The organism is Haliea sp. E17, from assembly GCF_048323675.1.
Taxonomy (GTDB): domain Bacteria; phylum Pseudomonadota; class Gammaproteobacteria; order Pseudomonadales; family Halieaceae; genus Mangrovimicrobium.
Window position 1 is genome coordinate 472,553 of record NZ_JBLWFK010000002.1, and the last position, 16,692, is coordinate 489,244.

A 16,692-nucleotide genomic window follows, 5' to 3' on the forward strand; every position below is an offset into this window, starting at 1 on the left:
CTGGCTTAGTCGTATGAAGACTCAGAGTTTGTTCTCCAATTTTTTCGCAATGCCATAGATATGCCATTCGATAGTTAGGAAACGAAATAAGTGCAATGTTGCTTATAACCTGAAGAAAGGTTTTATAAACATCTGCTCGCTGTAATTTGACGTGCGCATATAAAGACCCGATTCTATTTGCTGAGGACCCCCTCTGGTTGGATTATGTAGGTCGCCTCATGAGACGCTAGGATTGCATCATGACTCCAGATCAGAAGATTATTGAGATAGTCGATTCACTGTACCTGGGTGTGTCTACTCACGAAGGCGATTCTGATTTCATTAAAAAAATGAATGGTGCGTTTGGCTTTAGTCTTGGTGCAAAACAAATAGTCAACCTAGTGGACGGCACTAGCCAATTTTCTGACGCATATGCTAAAGAGTATGAAAATAACAAAAATGATCTGAGGAGTCTGGTGAGCTTTTATAATAGTGAGCTCTCGTCGATCAATCCACTTCCAACAATATCTTTTGAAAAGTCTCTTGTGCATGACGGAGCAATAATGTACTCAGAGAGCTTTATGCCAATTAAGGATTGGGTCGCTACTCAGTATTTTGATGAATTTTTTGTACCACATGGCTGGTTGGATCATCTGGCGGTAATAGCTCAAGTCGGACCTCAGTCACTTACGTCCTTTTCTTTTACCAGAGACAAGAACCGAGGCCTATTACCTGACAATGAAAAGTATCTACTTAGTATTCTGTCTCGACATATCGTCCAAGCCTACAGGATTAGATCCAAGCTACAGGGGCTGAGGTTAGATCGAGATGCGGCATGGCTGGCTCTGGACGCTCAGGCCTATGGTGTCGCTATCATTGATTCGAGTTGTAAGGTGGTATTTTTAAATAGTGCTGGGACGAAAATTGTTAATAGCAGCATTGGAATATTGATTCGAAAGGGGCAATTGGACTGTACCGAAAATAACCTATCGAGAAAACTAAAGCATCAAGTTTCCAGTGCTGTAGCCGCGGGCATCGCCAAAACATCATTGCACATCCCCAACGCAATTAGAGTGCCTAGTTCAGCCGGTAAAAAGTCATTAACTGTCTTCGCTTATCCATTGCGTATGGATTGTAACACTCAAGTTGTTGGTCGACCGGCTTGCTTGGTATTCCTTTGTGACCCATCTAAAGAACTTGGAGTTTCAATTCGTGTGCTGAATAAGCTCTTTGGGTTAACAGACACAGAGGCGAGAGTCGCAATAAATATCGCCCGCGGAATGTCGTTGGAGCAAAGTGCAATTCACTTGTCCCATTCACTGGCGACTTCCAGGACAGTTGTGAAACGCGTCTTCTCGAAAACAGACACTTCAAGACAAAGTGAGCTAGCGTGCTTAATACTTTCTCTCAATTTCGATCATGAATATCGATAAGATTTCAGATCTAAAGGCCCGACTGTAGTACTCACTAGAATAGGTGGATTACTTCCGTCTATTTTCAAATTGTGTAGCGACATCACCCGCTAAAAAATATATTCAGCGTACACCATCTGGTGCATGCTAAATCCGTAGCTTACGGCAACAATGAGCCGATCAGAAACTGGTTAGACGTATCGCATTGCACATATCACTGAAGTATCAACTCATATATTAGTGAACCCGATCAATATGATCTTGTTCTGTGTATTCGGTTGATACTATTTTGATAAGCCGAAGGCCTACTCGAGTGACTTCTATGAATATCCTAAAGTTGAGCAAATCCCTTAGGCATATAGTTACTTGGAGAATGGCATTTTTGCTCACCATGCTAATGACGGCACGTAATCCAGCCTATGGCCTCGCTGAAGGTTATGTCCTTGAATTGTATGGAAATATGTGGCGTTTCCACGATATGAATATCCACGGAGAAGTCACCTATACCGCCTTTGGCGGTGTAAATTTGGGAGTAACTGATGGGGACGATCGACAGGAATTCACAACTGGCATAAGTATGAATCTGCCCAGTGGTGAAATATTCACAGCCTCGTTTTGGCCTCCGGTGTGTCGCCCGATCAACAATAATGGCGAGGTACTGACGCCGCTGTCCGGTGCGGAGGGCCAAGCGTATGCCAGTATAACGGCAGTTTCGGATGCGCTTAGTCACGGCTCAAATGTGCCAGGAGGTGTACTTGAGGGCTATAGCCTTCCTGTAGGTCCGGATTGCGATCTTAACCAAGCCCGCGTAGCAGCATATATGGCACGCAATACGGCCAACCAGTCTCTGGTGATTGTGAGGGCGCCCGGGGGGGTAGACCCCACAATCATCGTGCCTTTCGATTCCTATGTAAGCGTACAGTTAAATTCACCCGTTAAAATCAACAACCGCGATGACGTTGTCTTTTTTGGCATCGATAAGTCTGACTCATTGTTGAGAGGTATCTATAAATTCTCCGACTTAGCGGGGCTCCAACTTGAAATTCAGGCGTCTTCGCAGCACGGATTTTTAGGTGTTCTCAGAATCGGACAGTTAGACGTTAATGATAATGGAGACATCGCTTACATACATGCTAGTCGGATTTGGACTCAGGACGGATCAGGAGGCGCACGAGTTATCGCAAGCGGCCTTGATGACATATGGTCGCGACTCTCTATCAATAACTTCGGTGAAATCGCCTACATTAGTGGTGGTGGCTTCTTTGCGCCACATACTGCGTACTTGCTCGCTCCAGATGGAACTTCAAAAGCATTACTAGAAGTTGGCGATACAATCGATGGTAGAGTTGTATCCCAGGTAGGCATTCTTCCCGCAAACGATTACGCAATTGCGCTCAATGATGCAGGACAAATAGCCATCCCCGTCCAGTTCGAAGACGGCAGTTTCGATGTTGCCGTACTCAATTCGGTCGGATCAGATCCCTCTAATCCGCTACTTCCAGATCTTCTCCCCGGTGGGGGATTCGTGTTCACGCCTGGCGTGATTCCTCCATGGGCCTGGGTTCCTTCACCACAATTTCCGAATCCTCCGATTGGGTCTGTTCCTTGTTGCGTCCGGCGAGTAGTGGCCGTAGACCCCGAAGTCGCAGTCGGCTATACCTATAGTACCGCGGGACAAGAAATGCTCTTTGGCGGGGTAGAAATTCCTTTCGATTACGGAGATGGGATATTTGATCTGTGGCTCTATGAAGTAAATTCAGATTCCTATGTCGACGCAGATATTGAAATTCAAACGGGAATCTATTTCGATTTTATACGCGAATTTGGCGGGGGGGTGCAACAATTCCAATTGCGTGGTATCGAAGTAGAAGCAGCAGTTGATCCAATTGACCCTGCCGGTTTTGTTACAAATTTGACGTTTACCGGCAACGAACCGCTTGAATTCTACATGGCGCCGATTACTGTCAATTCAGACAATGAATGTTCGCAGGGCGCTGCAGATAATGACGCAGACGGAATTCTCGACGCTTGTGATCCGGATGATGATAACGATGGTATTGAAGATCAAATTGATAACTGCCCAATCGCTGAGAATACTGATCAGGTCGATAGTGACCTAGATGGTATAGGAAATGTTTGTGATATTGATGATGACAATGATGGTGTCGCTGATGAACTTGATAACTGCCCGGCAATATCAAATCTATCGCAAGACGACGCAGATTTTGATGGATTCGGTGACGCGTGCGATCTAGACGATGATAACGACACCGTTCTCGATGAAGAGGATAATTGTCCTTTCACACCTAATCAGGATCAGTCCGATGATGATGGTGACGGTCGCGGTAACGTTTGTGACGTCGACCTAGACTCTGATGGTGTGCCTAACGATGCGGATAACTGCCCCATCACAGCAAATCCATCACAGGCCGATTATGATGGCGATGCGGTAGGCGACGCCTGTGATGAAGATTTGGATGGCGACGGACTTGGCAATTCTCAGGACGAGTGTGAGTTCACGATGATCGAGGATCAGGTTGACTCAGCGGGTTGTAGTGTCAATCAACTATGCCCATGCGTAGCGCCAATGGGCCACTCCATACCATGGCGGAACAAAGGCAAATATGCATCCTGCCATGCGAAAGCATTACAAAGTTTTATTAAAGCTGGCCTTATAACGGAAGCAGAGAAAGATGCGTTGCAGAGTGATGCAGTTGCAAGTGAGTGTGGTAAAGCACCGTAATTGCTATAGCTAGATAATGCCTGTGATAACCAGGTCAGGAGTGGGGTATCCCCCTCTTAGTACTGATTTGTGAAATGTATGCCTCAAATAAGTACAATTTATTTTCAAACTGTGTTGAACCATTCCGCTTCTAGATGTGAGTTCAACCGGTCAAACTAGCCGAGTGCCTGAACCAATGATGAACAATCATAGGGTCTTGTGCATATGTTCATAGTATCAGCCCTCCAGGGTACAAATTCAGTTAAACATCGTACATTTGGCGGGTGGTGACTGCAGGGATATGTACTACGAGAGAAGCTCTGCGAGGCGGCGCTTCAACGGCACCCCTTGGGTGGTACTGCTCAAGCCTCGCTAAAATCGATACTGACTTGGCAGTGATCACTCATCCCCCATTTATCTATTTCATTCAGTGCTTTTGTTCGAACCCGTCCCGCAATATTTGACGTACCGAACACAAAGTCGATTTGGCGGGTAGCCCCTGCCGGGTCTCTTTGCCGAGGGTAGTAGGTGGGGACATCCAAGCTGTCTACTGGCAGCTCCGCGGGGTGGGGTAGGGCTTTGCGACCGTTTGGAAACTGAGGGCCTAAAAATTCCAGTCCTAGTGCCATTAATCGATCGAATGCCGACGCGTATCGCTCGCCCCAGTGTTTACTCCCATGTTCTCCATACCGGTTCATAATATTAAAGTCACCCGCCAATAGCACTTTCTCCCCGCGTCCAAGAAAGCCTGATATATCGCTGATTAAGCGGTGTACAGACGCATCAGACAGCTGTGTCGACCCCTTGTGGTGTGGCTCCCAAGCCGCATAACACGAAAATATAGTGAGGGAGTTGGCCTGGTCGCAGTAGAGCCGTGCGCCTGCAAGTGTACCCATTCGACTGGTCGGAATCTCTCCTTGAGTCGCTTCCGCCAATGGCTTCGAATTGATCCACTCTACACGCACATTCTCCGTGAGTCTTACGATGGCGGTTCTCCAATTGCGCGTCTTGGTGCCGGCGGTTGTCCACACTCCGGGGTTGACCTCAATGCGATCGAGCAGGTGTCGAGGTGGCGGCACGGCTTCCTGTAGCAATGCTATATCGTACTGAGAATTAGCGAGCACATCCCAAGCACGCTTTTGGCGATTGATGTTCCAACTGACCAGTTTCAGGTTGCTCTCCTTTATATTGGAAGCGCTCAAGGCCTTACACGATCGGACGACTCCATAGGTGTGTGTACTCTAGTGTCGCAGCAGGTCTAGTAGCCCCCTTTACCTGGAATCAAGTGACGAATCCCACCTCGTGGACTGGTGACATCCCCAGCCCGTCGAGGTATCACGTGAATATGCGAATGAAATACTGTTTGCCCTGCAACTTCCCCAGCGTTCATGCCGAGGTTAAAGCCTGCGATGGTCTCATCGTTGTCGAGTAACAGTGTCCTCAACTCATGTACGAGCGCGTGGCAGGCGAGCAACTCCTCCGTGCTCAGTCCAAAGTAATCCACTACATGGCGTTTTGGAATGACCAGAGCGTGGCCAGGTGTCACTGGGTAACCGTCCTCAATGGCAAACGCCAGATCATTTTCGATCACTAACCGGTCTTTTGGGATGGTACAGAACGGGCAGTTGGTCATAATTTCACCAGTTGGTAGCGGTCATTTGGTGCCAGGTATGTGTTGAACGCTCGTAGACAGCTGGCACTTCGTCACAGAAATCAAAGCACATTGACCAAAAGGAAGCCAGGTTGGCTATACTGGAAAGCTGTTGTTAAAAATACCAACATCGATAGTCTCTAACTATCTGATTAATTGAGATTAATTTGGGTCGGGGTAATGGTCGAGGATATTGCCAAGGAGCTGAGGCGATTTGCTTCGGAGCGTGACTGGGAGCAGTTCCACTCCCCAAAGAATATTGTCATGGCGCTCGGGGTCGAAGCCGCTGAACTCATGGAGATCTTTCAGTGGCTCTCAGAGGAGCAGAGCTTTTCCCTTTCGGATGAGCAGCGTCGGCAGGTCGAGGAAGAGGCGGGCGATGTCCTCAATTACCTGATTCGGCTCTGTGACCTGCTCAATATTGACCTCCTCCAGGCTGCGCGCGACAAGATCAAGGTCAATGCCGAGAAATATCCAGTCGACCAAGCCAAAGGCAAGGCGCTGAAGTACACCCAGCTTGGGAAGGACGACGATGCCTGAGCACCGATTATTTGTGTTCACGGCTGGCAATGCCGCAGCGAGAGCTCATCTCGATGATTCAATCCGTAAACCGATTGATTGGCCAAAAATTAGCCACTGCTTTAACGGGGAGGCTGCCCAGTCTCTAGAGCAGCTCCATCAGCAGGTAGGGCTGTATGCCTGGGGGGCGGTACCGGGAGCACGCAATATCCCAAACTGGGAGCTGATGGCGCCAGGTGACTGGGTACTGTGTGTCTTCGACAGCACCTACCATTATGTTGCTCAGGTTATCGAGAAGCACCACAACCCGGCAGCAGCGGAGACTGTCTGGAGTACCGACCCCGAGGGTCGCACGTGGGAGTACATGTACTTCCTAACTAAGCCCACGAAGATCGAGGTGCCGCTCTCGGCTGTCAACCAGTACCTCTCCCAACAGTACATGGGGTTCGTGCCGATCTCTGATGCGAAGATTGGTCAGATTGAACAGGATTTTGGGTCGGTTGAGCGCTTCATCCAGCAGTCCCTCGTAGATCCGGTCTCCGATGCGTTGCAGTTCAAAGCGATTCTGTCGCGCTATAAGGAAGCAGGCGTCGTCTTCCAAAGCCTTCAACGAGGCCAGCAATACTTTGTGTCCGAGGTAGACGAGTCGCGCGCCCAAGTAGAACGTATCGACGCTAATGCGCCAGCTACGGTCACCTTCTCATCGTACGAAACGGCTATCGGTCGGGCAAAAGAGGCGGGTGGGCGTATACCCTTTGCCGAAGTTCAGGGCACTGTTGCTATAGGTACCACTTGGTTACAGGGTGACCGGCTCTGGTGTGATACTGAACGGCGCAACGTCATTCTGTTGGACTCGCCTGCCGAAACTGAAAACGCGCTGAAAGCTGCGATTTCTGCCTTGCGCGTAGATCGCTCTGGATCTGATGTAAAGCTGTATAAACCTGCAACCCTCGAAGCCGTGATTCGCGGCATCGAAGGCGGTGTACTTAAGACAAACGAATTCACCTTTGAGACACTGCTCCCAATAGTGCTCTCTATCTTTGAGCGGCGTAGTATTGAAGGAGAAGCGACTCAAGCGGCCATGGCATATTTCCACCTTGCCAGCGATCTGTTGTGGATGCTTGCTTACCACCAACCAAGCCAACCGATAACAAGCACACCTTCGCAGTCACAACTGGTAGAGCGCGTCCGGTTTGCCACGCTCAAAGGCGCATTCTGGGACATCCTTCAAAAGCCCGATGTGCGCGCGAGGGTACTCCAGCACATCGAAGATACCTGGTTTTCACCGATGCATTACTTCCTTATTCGATCAAATTCAGATACGAGTTATGGCGATAAGCTGGGCGAGCGCTATGCCTACCACAATCGGGTGCCGAATAGTCGGCGATTACTGGAAGGCGGGAAGATTATTGTCGACCGGAAAGTTAATGGGCAAGTACTGTTGCTCGGCCACGGCACGATGGCGATGGGTGAAGACTTAGGGAAGGGCGCTGATGGCAATACCCACTTTGCAAATGACTATTCTGCGTGGACTTCGTCGATTCCCGAAAAGCCGCTAACCGATGAACTGAAGGCGTTAGTCCAGACGGTACCTAACTACAACGTGCAGCACGCTATACGCCCCCTCGATAAAGCGACGTTCGACGCGTTAGCGTCCTATATCGATCCCAGCTACTCCGATAAACCCGAGCCGAAATCTCCGGAGCCGGTTATGACAGATGAGCCACTAAACCAAATCCTGTATGGGCCTCCTGGGACGGGTAAGACTTATATCACTCGTGAAATCGCGGTGAAGATTGCTGATCCGGCGTGGTTTGAACATGCCAAAACAACCCTTTCTGGCGACCAGTTTACGAAGGCGATTTTTGATCGTTACCAGGCGCTAGTGGACGAGGAGAGGATTGTTTTCACCACATTTCACCAAAGTTTTGGCTATGAGGACTTTGTGGAGGGCATCCGAGCTAATACGGATGAGGAAACCGGAGGGCTCCGCTATGACCTCGAGCCTGGTGTATTCAAACACATTGTGGATCGGGCAGGCCAGTCAGTCGGCGTTCATTCGACGCCTGGCCTCGCCGATGAGCCGACCATCTGGAAAATTTCTATCGGTCCGGTCGGTAAGACCGAACTCCGTAACTATTGCTTCGAACACGGGGAAGCAAGGGTCGGGTGGAATAAGCTCGGTGATTTAACGATTCCTTACGAAGACAGAACAGATGCAGCGAAGGCGGCATGGGATACGATGAAGGACGTGAATCGCCATGACATTGAGCAATTCACGGAGACGGTAAAAATTGGCGATGTATTTTTGTGTTTGAAATCGAAAGAAACTATACAAGCTATTGGTATCGTGACATCCGACTACTCGTACGACAATAGTCTCGAAGGTCATGTTGAGCCCAATTACCCTCAGGTCCGCAAGGTTAACTGGCTTGCGACTGATCTCGATCTGAATATTCTTAAATTCAACAGAAAAAAGAAACTTCCCGTAAAAACGTTTTGTAAGCTCAATCGCATCAGCTGGGATAGTCTCGCGAAGGCTCTTGAAGAGGGGGGGCACCCGATCGGAGGCTCGCCGGCCTCGCCGGAGATGAAGCCTAATTATGTTCTCATTATCGATGAAATCAACCGCGGTAACGTAGCCCGGGTGTTTGGAGAGCTCATTACGTTATTGGAGCCCAGCAAGCGGATCGGCGCCAACGATGAAAGGGAAGTCGTGCTGCCCTATTCGAAAGAGCCGTTTGCGGTGCCCGACAATCTGTACGTAGTCGGCACGATGAATACGGCTGACAAATCCCTCGCACAAATTGATATAGCGCTGCGACGGCGCTTTGTCTTTAAAGAGATGCCGCCTCGGATGGAGCTCCTTTTGGGGACCAAAGTTCACGGTGTCGATCTTGGAGAGATGCTGGATATTATCAATCAGCGTATTGAAGTCTTGCTAGACCGCGACCATCTCATTGGACACAGCTATTTTATGGATATAGCTACGCGTTCTACAGAGGCGGATAGGGCGGAGGAACTTAGCCGCGTATTCCAACACGCAATTTTGCCCCTGTTACAGGAGTACTTTTTTGATGATTGGGAGCGTATCGCCTGGGTCCTAAATGATGGCCAAAAAGCTGAGGGTGACAAGTTCATCCAGATAGGGGGCTCGAAATCGGTCGCAGATCTTTTCCCGGGTGATACGCAAGAGCAAGTGATGGATCGGCGGAACCGTATCAATCAAGGCGCGTTTTTGAGCGCTGCAGCGTACCAGGGAATTCTCTAGTACTATGCAGCCACGTCGATGTCATACGGTCCGAGAGTACGGCATGGTGACCTACGACACCAGCCGCCGCCCTGACATCGACACAGCTGTAGTAGAAAAAGCTACCTTTGATTGGTTGTTGGAGTTGCAAGGACATTGGAAGGGGGAGGGGGCGCTTCTAAGGTTAGTGAATCGGCGAGCCCTGCGCCTTGAGAATTATGTCGGCTACTTAGAGAGCCCAGCAGGTGAGGGCATCGAAATTCTGCCAAAAACCGAGCAGCGAGTCCCTTCAGACGCAACGCTGAAAAGGTCGCGTACCTTGTTACGGAGAATGTTGGCAGCCACTTCGGCTCTATCGCCCCGCGAAGCTGACGCAGCGGTCCTTGAGCGCAGTGACGACCCGCTTCATGAATGGGTGATTGGTTGTTATTTGAGCGAACTGAAGGAGTTGGTCCGTCGAGGGCTACGCTTTGATTATCTCGATGTCGAAGAAGAGACGACGCACTTACGGGGCCGGTTGCTGCTAGAGCGCCAGCTCAGACAGCCACCAAGTCGACAACACCGCTTTCAAATTCGACACCAGCTCTATACCCCTAATCGTCGAGAGAATCGATTACTGCGCAATGCACTCGACATTGTACTGCGACTCACGCATCTACCTGAACACTGGCGCCTGGCTAATGAGCTGCGACATCAATTAAATGAGATTGTGCCCTACCGTGAGCCGCTCAAAGAACTGCCTCGCTGGGCCCATAACAAGCTCATGCGCCACTATGCCGCCATACGTCCTTGGTGCTCGGTTGTCCTCGAACAGCTCAATCCGGATTTTCAGCGTGGGCAATATCGGGGTATTGCGATGCTCTATCCAATGGAGCGACTGTTTGAGGGCTATGTGGCCAGCCAATTCCGGCAATCGTTGGCTGGTCAGGGCCGGCTGCGTACGCAGGTCTCACGCCATAGCCTCGTCCATCACCAACCCGAAGGTGCTGCTGAACCTCAGCCTTGGTTTCGCCTGAAACCGGACCTCGTCTATGACCAGTGCGATGTCCGTATAGTCATGGATACCAAATGGAAGCTCATCGATGGCAATAAGGCGTCAAGCTCTGAAAAATACGAGCTGAGCCAAGCGGATTTCTATCAGCTGGCGGCTTACGGTGAAAAATATCTTGAGGGCGAGGGGCACCTCCTACTGATCTATCCGGCGTATCAGCTTTTTAGCAGTCCCTTGCCTGCGTTTCGTTTTCGCGAGAAGTTGGTGCTATGGGTGGTGCCGTTTGATTTAGAGAAGGGCGTTCTGATTTCGGGTGCCTGGTGCGACGCGGTGCCAGCGTTACTACCGACAACAGTTCCGCATGGGAGAGGTACGAATTCTGTGCCTCACTCAGATCAAGCAGCCTAGAGTAGGGCAGGAGCGAATGATACCCCCCTCTGATTCAGATTTTTAGTTAAAGCTAGAAATTGCTAACGGTCATTAGGAAAGCAATAGAAATATATTTAATTCTGGAAAAGATGGCAAAATATGTATAGTAAACACCTATTTCATTTCGCGATGATACATGAGGAATTTGGCCGGAGCGGGGACATTTTTCGAGGGCTTATGCCTCTTTTTGCCCCTATAGTCGCTCAAAATTCGGGGAAATATTTCTCGAGTGAAAACTTCTGTAATCAGGTTGATACGTTTTATGGGATAAAAATGCATCCGTTTGTTGCCGAAGACTTTGCACCAAAGATGGCCGAATTCGGATTACTTGAAGAGCATGTTACTGAACATTTACGACAATACAAATATAAGACCATTGACACCACAGATAAGAGCAATGAGGAGGAATTTGAAGGGCTCTTTATCCGTTTTAAAGAATTTGCTTTGAAACTATTATCACGTTTAAAGAGCGATTTAAGTGATGTTGATTTTGACTCAGAGTTCATGTCTCGATTGGCTAGGTATGGTTTGGATACTGAGGATTCTGCTACAAATGGAGACGGTGAAAATCAGTCAGGCCAATTAGGACAAGAACTGGATTACGCATTTGCCAGATTTGTAGAAAATGTATATTTGGAATCTGGCCGCGATCAAACTCTTTTAGAGGAGGCATTTTCTGGGGCCGTATTAGCTGAAGTGGTCTTGAGCCTACGAGAGCCTAGTATTGATAAGAAAGATATTCATGGAAAATGCTTTTACATCGACGCCCCCATTTTGATAAACCTACTTGGTTTTTCAGATGATTATTCAATTACATGCTCAAGAACAATCGCAGAACAAATTGTTGAATTAGGTGGAGTTTTAACTACTACTGATTTTTATTTGGAAGAGCTTCGTACGATAATAAGAAACTCTCTGGAAAACTATAGAAATAGAGGACCACGTAGATCTAACTTAGATAGTTATCTGTTCCAAAATCCCGGAAAAGTAGCTGAAGTGAGAGCCTGTCAGAATCGAGTAAGCTCTCTCCTGGAGTCGAAAGGGTTTAGTCTTGGCAACCAATATGTTGGAGTAGCATCAAAGGAGTCATCTCAAAGGGCAGTAAGTCTAAAAAATAGCTTAATGCCTCATTTGGGACATTACAGAATTCATGACTCGTTAGAGCATGATGCATTGATGATTTCCTACGTAGTCTCTCATCATGGATTTGACTCTATACAAAATGTCGCTGAATCAAAATCATTTTTTGTAACCAAAAATAGCAGACTGGTTCAGCGCGCTTCTACATACTTGTATAACGCAGGAATATTCAATAAACCTGATTTAGCACCAATGCTTACGGAAAAGAATTTAGCTATGCTCCTCTGGATAATTGCTGGGGGGAAAGGGAAAGATGTTTCTTCATTGGTGCTAGTAAGTAACTGCAATAGGGTTGTACAGCATCGACGCAATCTATTCGAGGGCATTCGAGAGTTTCTGTCCTCTGTTGATCCAGAAAAACGCGCCTTATACGAAGGAATGATAACAGACGATAGAGCGCTTTACTTTTTAATGGATGAGGCGTGTGGTGACTTCGAGACAATTTCGCCTGAGAACGTTACATCTGTTTTTGAAAGAGCCATGATTAAAGTAACTGAGCGTGTCGAGGAGGATGCGAAACAAGATTATGAGAAAGCCCTTAGAGCGATTAGGGCCGAGTCACAATCTGAAATTGAGAAAATTCAAAACGAACTCGACAAAATTAGAGGAATGTCCGAGGTTGAAACCTCCAAAGCACGCAAGGAACAATTGCTTGAGGACCAAATTGAGCTAGACAAGATGAAGCGCGAGCTAATTGACTCATCACTTGAAAACAGGAGTTTGCATGGTGATCTCTCTAAAAAAAGTGAAGAGCTAGACAAGCTAAAAGCGAGAATTTCAGAAATTGAATTTAGTTTCGAAAAGATTAAGCAGGCAGCTGATGATGAGCGACAGACGAATATCGATAATGCGCGTCAGATGTTTGCGAGAACAGAGTATTACTCAAAGATTTTTCTTTCTCTGCTCTTTGCCGTGCTTGCATATTATTTGACGCATGTAGCGATAGATGAACCAATTGATACGCCGGTAGTTGTGATTAAGCCGCTTTTTGTGCAATGGCTCACCGCATTGATCACCTTTATCACAACTCTATATTTTCCTGAGATTATATTTGGACGAGTTGTTCGTGCGGCCGCTAAGTTTGCTGTCTCGTTACGTTACGGAAGGAAAATTGCGCGTAATTTACCTGGTTCCGATTTTAATGGTTAACCGAAATGAATAAAAATATCTGTAATGTCACTTCGCGAATTTTTTGTATATTTGACGTGTTAATGCAAGAAAAATATAAATTGGTCGACAGACGACTAATATCTATTTGAACCGGAGAGAAAAATTGCCAAGTTTCAATACAGAAATTTCTACGTTTAAAGACATCGTTTCAAAGGCGAACTCTGGAGACTACAAACTTCCAGCTTTTCAGCGAAAGTGGAAGTGGAATAAGAAGCAGGTTCTATCTTTATACGACTCTCTACGAATGGGTTATCCCATCGGCGCTATATTGACTATGACTTCAGAGGATATAGCCAAGCTCAATCCGCGTCCGTTCTACGGCGTCAGCAAGAAAGCGGCTGCAAATTTGGTAACTTCTACGCTAATTCTCGACGGACAGCAGAGAATTACAGCAGGTATTTCAATTTATTTTGGTATCTCGCAAGACCATGGCACTGAGTATTATATAGACGTAGGTAAATTGATGGCATTGGCGAAGGAGAGAAAGCTAAATGTCGAAGACGAGGATGCTGTAAAGAGTTTTGCAGATAGCATCGATACAGATGACGGTTATCTAGTTTCTAAGCCCAGGCGTAAGGATAGAGAGAGTCATTTGAAAGAGAATAATCTTATGTGGACTCCATATCTCACACAAGAGAATGAATCGAGATATAGCGAACTTTTAGACGAGCTATTCGATGCTAAGTCATACGAAAAAAAGTTTATTCGGAGAGTTGTTAAGACACACTTTTCTCCGAATCTCACGCATCAGGTTCCGATGATTGAACTGCCAAAGCATTTCGACCTTTCTGCCGTCAGTAGAGTGTTCACCACTATAAATACGACAGGCAAGTTGTTGACGCCATTTGAACTCGTCGTGGCCATATTGTTTCCGAACGATATTTTTCTTGAAGACGAAATAGAGGCCTATAAAAGTAAGTTTACTCATTATTCGAATATGGATAGCAACGGGGAAATTCTCCTACAGACGGTTGCCATGCTGTCTAATCTATCTCCAAAAAAGTCGGATTTGCCTAAGAATATAGACCACATCAATTATTCGAGATATGCTGATGAGGCTGCTCAGAAGCTAGAAAGGCTCGGCGTGTATCTTACGAACACGATGGGTGTTGCTCTAGATGTTAAGAGTAAATATATACCGTATGACGCGGTATTCGCGCCGATGGCCCTGGCGCTTGATTATGCAGAATCATTGACAGTGGCCTCTAAAAAAGGCGCTGCTAAAGATAAAATTGAAAAGTGGTTTGTCGGTTCTGTATTGAGTCAGCGTTATCAGGAGGGGGTGCATAACAAGCAATCAAAGGATTTCCATGATTTCAAAAGATGGGTTGATGGAGATATTGAGCCAGAGTGGATTGGTGATGTTGTAGTGCCTTTGCATCTTAAGTCCGCAAGTCCGTCCGGAGCTCTCGGTAAACTCGTGATCTGCATGCTAAATCGAGCGAAACCCAATGACCCTGTGCAAGGGGGGCAGATCGGCTATTTTAATACTGCGCCTAACACTCAAGATCACCACATATTTCCGACTCGTTGGGCAGCGAAAGGACTTATTGATGGAGAGGCAAAGAAGGATGATTACACTACTAATCTCGCGTTGAATATTATGCTTGTTGAAGCCACAACCAACGGTGATTGGCTAAACTTCTCTCCATTAGATCAAATTAATAATGCCGAAAGTGCTCGCGGTGACAAAGTTTACAGCGAATCCTATGAGAAACAGTTTATATCGAAGGAGGCGTATTCAATTTTGAAGAAGAGTTCACTCAACGTATCCGACTACGATACTTTTATAGCAAAGCGGTTTGAAACTTTAGCGGCGCATTTTTCAAAAACGTATGGGTTTGCTACCCCAATTGGAGCTAGTGAAGAAGATGAAGAGCAAGACCTTGAAGAACCTGCGTAGTCAATTCTTGTCAATTCACTCGTAAACTTAATGCATGAGTTGCATCTGTCCTTGGGGGCTTCGCCTATACTATGGTTTGTCCCCACATGGTCAGTGCGTGAAGTGTGCCCTCCGTAGGTATCAGTGTTGAATCTTGGTTTCTAGTAGTTTTCAATTCCCTGGCAAGGCTAATGAGAGGTGGTCATATTCTAATCAGGTGGCATCGTTCCGTCGAATCTAGCTGAAGGAAACCGGTGCTGCTATAGTGCCTGTTCCCAGCTTTAAACACACGGATGTGTTATGCATCTGCTCATTACATTTTTACTTGCCGGCCCCTTTTGCCTTGCGACCTATTTGCTAGTGAAGTCGCAGACAGACCGGCAAGCTCGGTTCAAAAATCCTTTGACTAAGTCACTCCGGCGGCCGCCAGGTGCCGAACTTGGGCGAAAGTTGGGTAACGCTCAGTTTGAAGCCGGATTTGATGCATTCAGCGTAATCTTGCCTTGCCTAATCCCTGGAATTATCTACACCGTGTTTCAAGGTAGAGGTCATGTTGTATTTCAATCAACCATGGTTGGCCTGTCAGCAATCGTGGCGTGTGCCTTGTGGTTTCAAGGTGCCAAGAAATTTCGCAAGCGATTCGAGGAGATCAGGACGCTCCGGTTGGGATACGAATGCGAATTGGCCGTTGGACAGGAGCTCGATCTCTTGATGTTGAGAGGCTACCGGGTCTTCCATGACCTACAAGCTGAAAATTTCAATATCGACCATGTGGTGGTAGGGCGCTCTGGCATTTATGCGGTTGAGACGAAAGGCCGCTCAAAGCTCACACCTACGGGTGAAAATTCAACTGCCGAATTTCGCGTGACCTATCAATCGGGTCAGCTGCGGTTCCCGGGTTACACGGATAAGACCACCGTTCCACAGGCGGCACGACAGGCACAGTGGCTCTCAACCTGGCTTTCGTCAGCGACCGGGCTCAATTTGAAGGCGATACCTCTGGTCGTGCTGCCAGGCTGGTATATCGAACTGAAGGATCGCCCAACGGTACCAGTGATAGCCTCAGGCTATATCGATGGCTTTTTCAGTCGTCGCTATGAGCCTCTGTTGGACGACGAGCAACTAACTCGAGTGATCCATCAACTGGACGCTAAAGTTCGTGACCTGAAACCAGGTGAGGTGGTTCGACCGAAACCCGAGCCGGGCTAGTAAGGCTAGTGCTCGTATCGGTGTTGCTGTTACCGAATGACGTCATTAGTTGTTTGAATTGGGCTACCTTGGATTCAGTTGGTACTACGCAACTATAGGCTAGGAAGGGAGATAAGAGAGATGAATAATGTTGATTCGCTGATGGCAGGGCCGGTTGGGGTGATGATTGGCTTCTTCCTACTCATTTGGGCCATCTTGATGTTTTTCTCGCCCTTTTTTTGGTACGGAACGAACCGACGGACCAAAGAAATCAGCCAGAAAATGGATAAGCTGATTGAGCTTGCAAAGGACAAAAACACGAACGCATCATAGGCGGGATCATCAGAGCTGATCGAATT

The 16,692-nt window shown here is 47.5% G+C and carries 11 protein-coding genes; 9 read left to right on the forward strand and 2 right to left on the reverse strand.

What is annotated here, in order from left to right; translation table 11 throughout:
- Nucleotides 1–239 precede the first annotated feature (239 nt).
- Both ACNKU3_RS05255 and ACNKU3_RS05260 read left to right on the forward strand, forming a co-directional pair.
- Nucleotides 240–1,412 (forward strand): helix-turn-helix transcriptional regulator, encoded by a 1,173-nt coding sequence (locus tag ACNKU3_RS05255; protein WP_418258367.1) that lies wholly within the window; start codon nt 240–242, stop codon nt 1,410–1,412.
- 301 nt (nt 1,413–1,713) lie between these two features.
- Nucleotides 1,714–4,134 (forward strand): thrombospondin type 3 repeat-containing protein, encoded by a 2,421-nt coding sequence (locus ACNKU3_RS05260; RefSeq protein ID WP_418258368.1) that lies wholly within the window; start codon nt 1,714–1,716, stop codon nt 4,132–4,134.
- 341 nt (nt 4,135–4,475) lie between these two features.
- Here the strand turns inward: ACNKU3_RS05260 and ACNKU3_RS05265 are convergent, their stop codons facing one another.
- Both ACNKU3_RS05265 and ACNKU3_RS05270 read right to left on the reverse strand, forming a co-directional pair.
- Entirely contained in the window at nt 4,476–5,315 is an 840-nt protein-coding gene (locus tag ACNKU3_RS05265) for an endonuclease/exonuclease/phosphatase family protein (protein ID WP_418258369.1), read from the reverse strand.
- 56 nt (nt 5,316–5,371) lie between these two features.
- Nucleotides 5,372–5,746, reverse strand: coding sequence for an HIT family protein (locus ACNKU3_RS05270; protein WP_418258370.1), 375 nt, complete (start codon nt 5,744–5,746; stop codon nt 5,372–5,374).
- 198 nt (nt 5,747–5,944) lie between these two features.
- Here ACNKU3_RS05270 and ACNKU3_RS05275 point away from each other — a divergent pair, with 198 nt between their 5' ends.
- The 7 genes from ACNKU3_RS05275 to ACNKU3_RS05305 all read left to right on the forward strand — a co-directional run bounded on the left by ACNKU3_RS05275 (nt 5,945) and on the right by ACNKU3_RS05305 (nt 16,666).
- A complete protein-coding gene (locus tag ACNKU3_RS05275; RefSeq protein WP_418258371.1) occupies nt 5,945–6,304 on the forward strand; it encodes a nucleotide pyrophosphohydrolase in 360 nt (119 codons plus the stop codon).
- Nucleotides 6,297–9,554: an AAA family ATPase gene (locus tag ACNKU3_RS05280; protein WP_418258372.1), complete on the forward strand. Its 3,258-nt coding sequence runs from the start codon at nt 6,297–6,299 to the stop codon at nt 9,552–9,554. The genes ACNKU3_RS05275 and ACNKU3_RS05280 overlap by 8 nt, the downstream gene beginning before the upstream one ends.
- Nucleotides 9,555–9,597: 43 nt before the next feature.
- Nucleotides 9,598–10,932, forward strand: a complete 1,335-nt coding sequence (locus ACNKU3_RS05285; RefSeq protein ID WP_418258373.1) for an McrC family protein — start codon at nt 9,598–9,600, stop codon at nt 10,930–10,932.
- A 120-nt stretch (nt 10,933–11,052) separates the two neighbouring features.
- Nucleotides 11,053–13,242 (forward strand): hypothetical protein, encoded by a 2,190-nt coding sequence (locus tag ACNKU3_RS05290; RefSeq protein ID WP_418258374.1) that lies wholly within the window; start codon nt 11,053–11,055, stop codon nt 13,240–13,242.
- Nucleotides 13,243–13,366: 124 nt separating this feature from the next.
- Nucleotides 13,367–15,166 (forward strand): GmrSD restriction endonuclease domain-containing protein, encoded by a 1,800-nt coding sequence (locus ACNKU3_RS05295; protein WP_418258375.1) that lies wholly within the window; start codon nt 13,367–13,369, stop codon nt 15,164–15,166.
- A gap of 279 nt (nt 15,167–15,445) precedes the next feature.
- On the forward strand, nt 15,446–16,354 hold the full coding sequence (locus ACNKU3_RS05300) for a nuclease-related domain-containing protein (protein WP_418258376.1): 909 nt from the start codon (nt 15,446–15,448) through the stop codon (nt 16,352–16,354).
- 120 nt (nt 16,355–16,474) lie between these two features.
- Nucleotides 16,475–16,666 (forward strand): hypothetical protein, encoded by a 192-nt coding sequence (locus ACNKU3_RS05305; RefSeq protein WP_418258377.1) that lies wholly within the window; start codon nt 16,475–16,477, stop codon nt 16,664–16,666.
- Nucleotides 16,667–16,692 lie beyond the last annotated feature (26 nt).

Bases quoted from the DNA above. Each gene is read 5' to 3' on its own strand.
- ACNKU3_RS05255 (WP_418258367.1), top strand. From the start codon at position 240: ATGACTCCAGATCAGAAGATTATTGAGATAGTCGATTCACTGTACCTG.
- ACNKU3_RS05260 (WP_418258368.1), top strand. From the start codon at position 1,714: ATGAATATCCTAAAGTTGAGCAAATCCCTTAGGCATATAGTTACTTGG.
- ACNKU3_RS05270 (WP_418258370.1), bottom strand. From the start codon at position 5,746: ATGACCAACTGCCCGTTCTGTACCATCCCAAAAGACCGGTTAGTGATC.
- ACNKU3_RS05275 (WP_418258371.1), top strand. From the start codon at position 5,945: ATGGTCGAGGATATTGCCAAGGAGCTGAGGCGATTTGCTTCGGAGCGT.
- ACNKU3_RS05280 (WP_418258372.1), top strand. From the start codon at position 6,297: ATGCCTGAGCACCGATTATTTGTGTTCACGGCTGGCAATGCCGCAGCG.
- ACNKU3_RS05285 (WP_418258373.1), top strand. From the start codon at position 9,598: ATGGTGACCTACGACACCAGCCGCCGCCCTGACATCGACACAGCTGTA.
- ACNKU3_RS05290 (WP_418258374.1), top strand. From the start codon at position 11,053: ATGTATAGTAAACACCTATTTCATTTCGCGATGATACATGAGGAATTT.
- ACNKU3_RS05300 (WP_418258376.1), top strand. From the start codon at position 15,446: ATGCATCTGCTCATTACATTTTTACTTGCCGGCCCCTTTTGCCTTGCG.
- ACNKU3_RS05305 (WP_418258377.1), top strand. From the start codon at position 16,475: ATGAATAATGTTGATTCGCTGATGGCAGGGCCGGTTGGGGTGATGATT.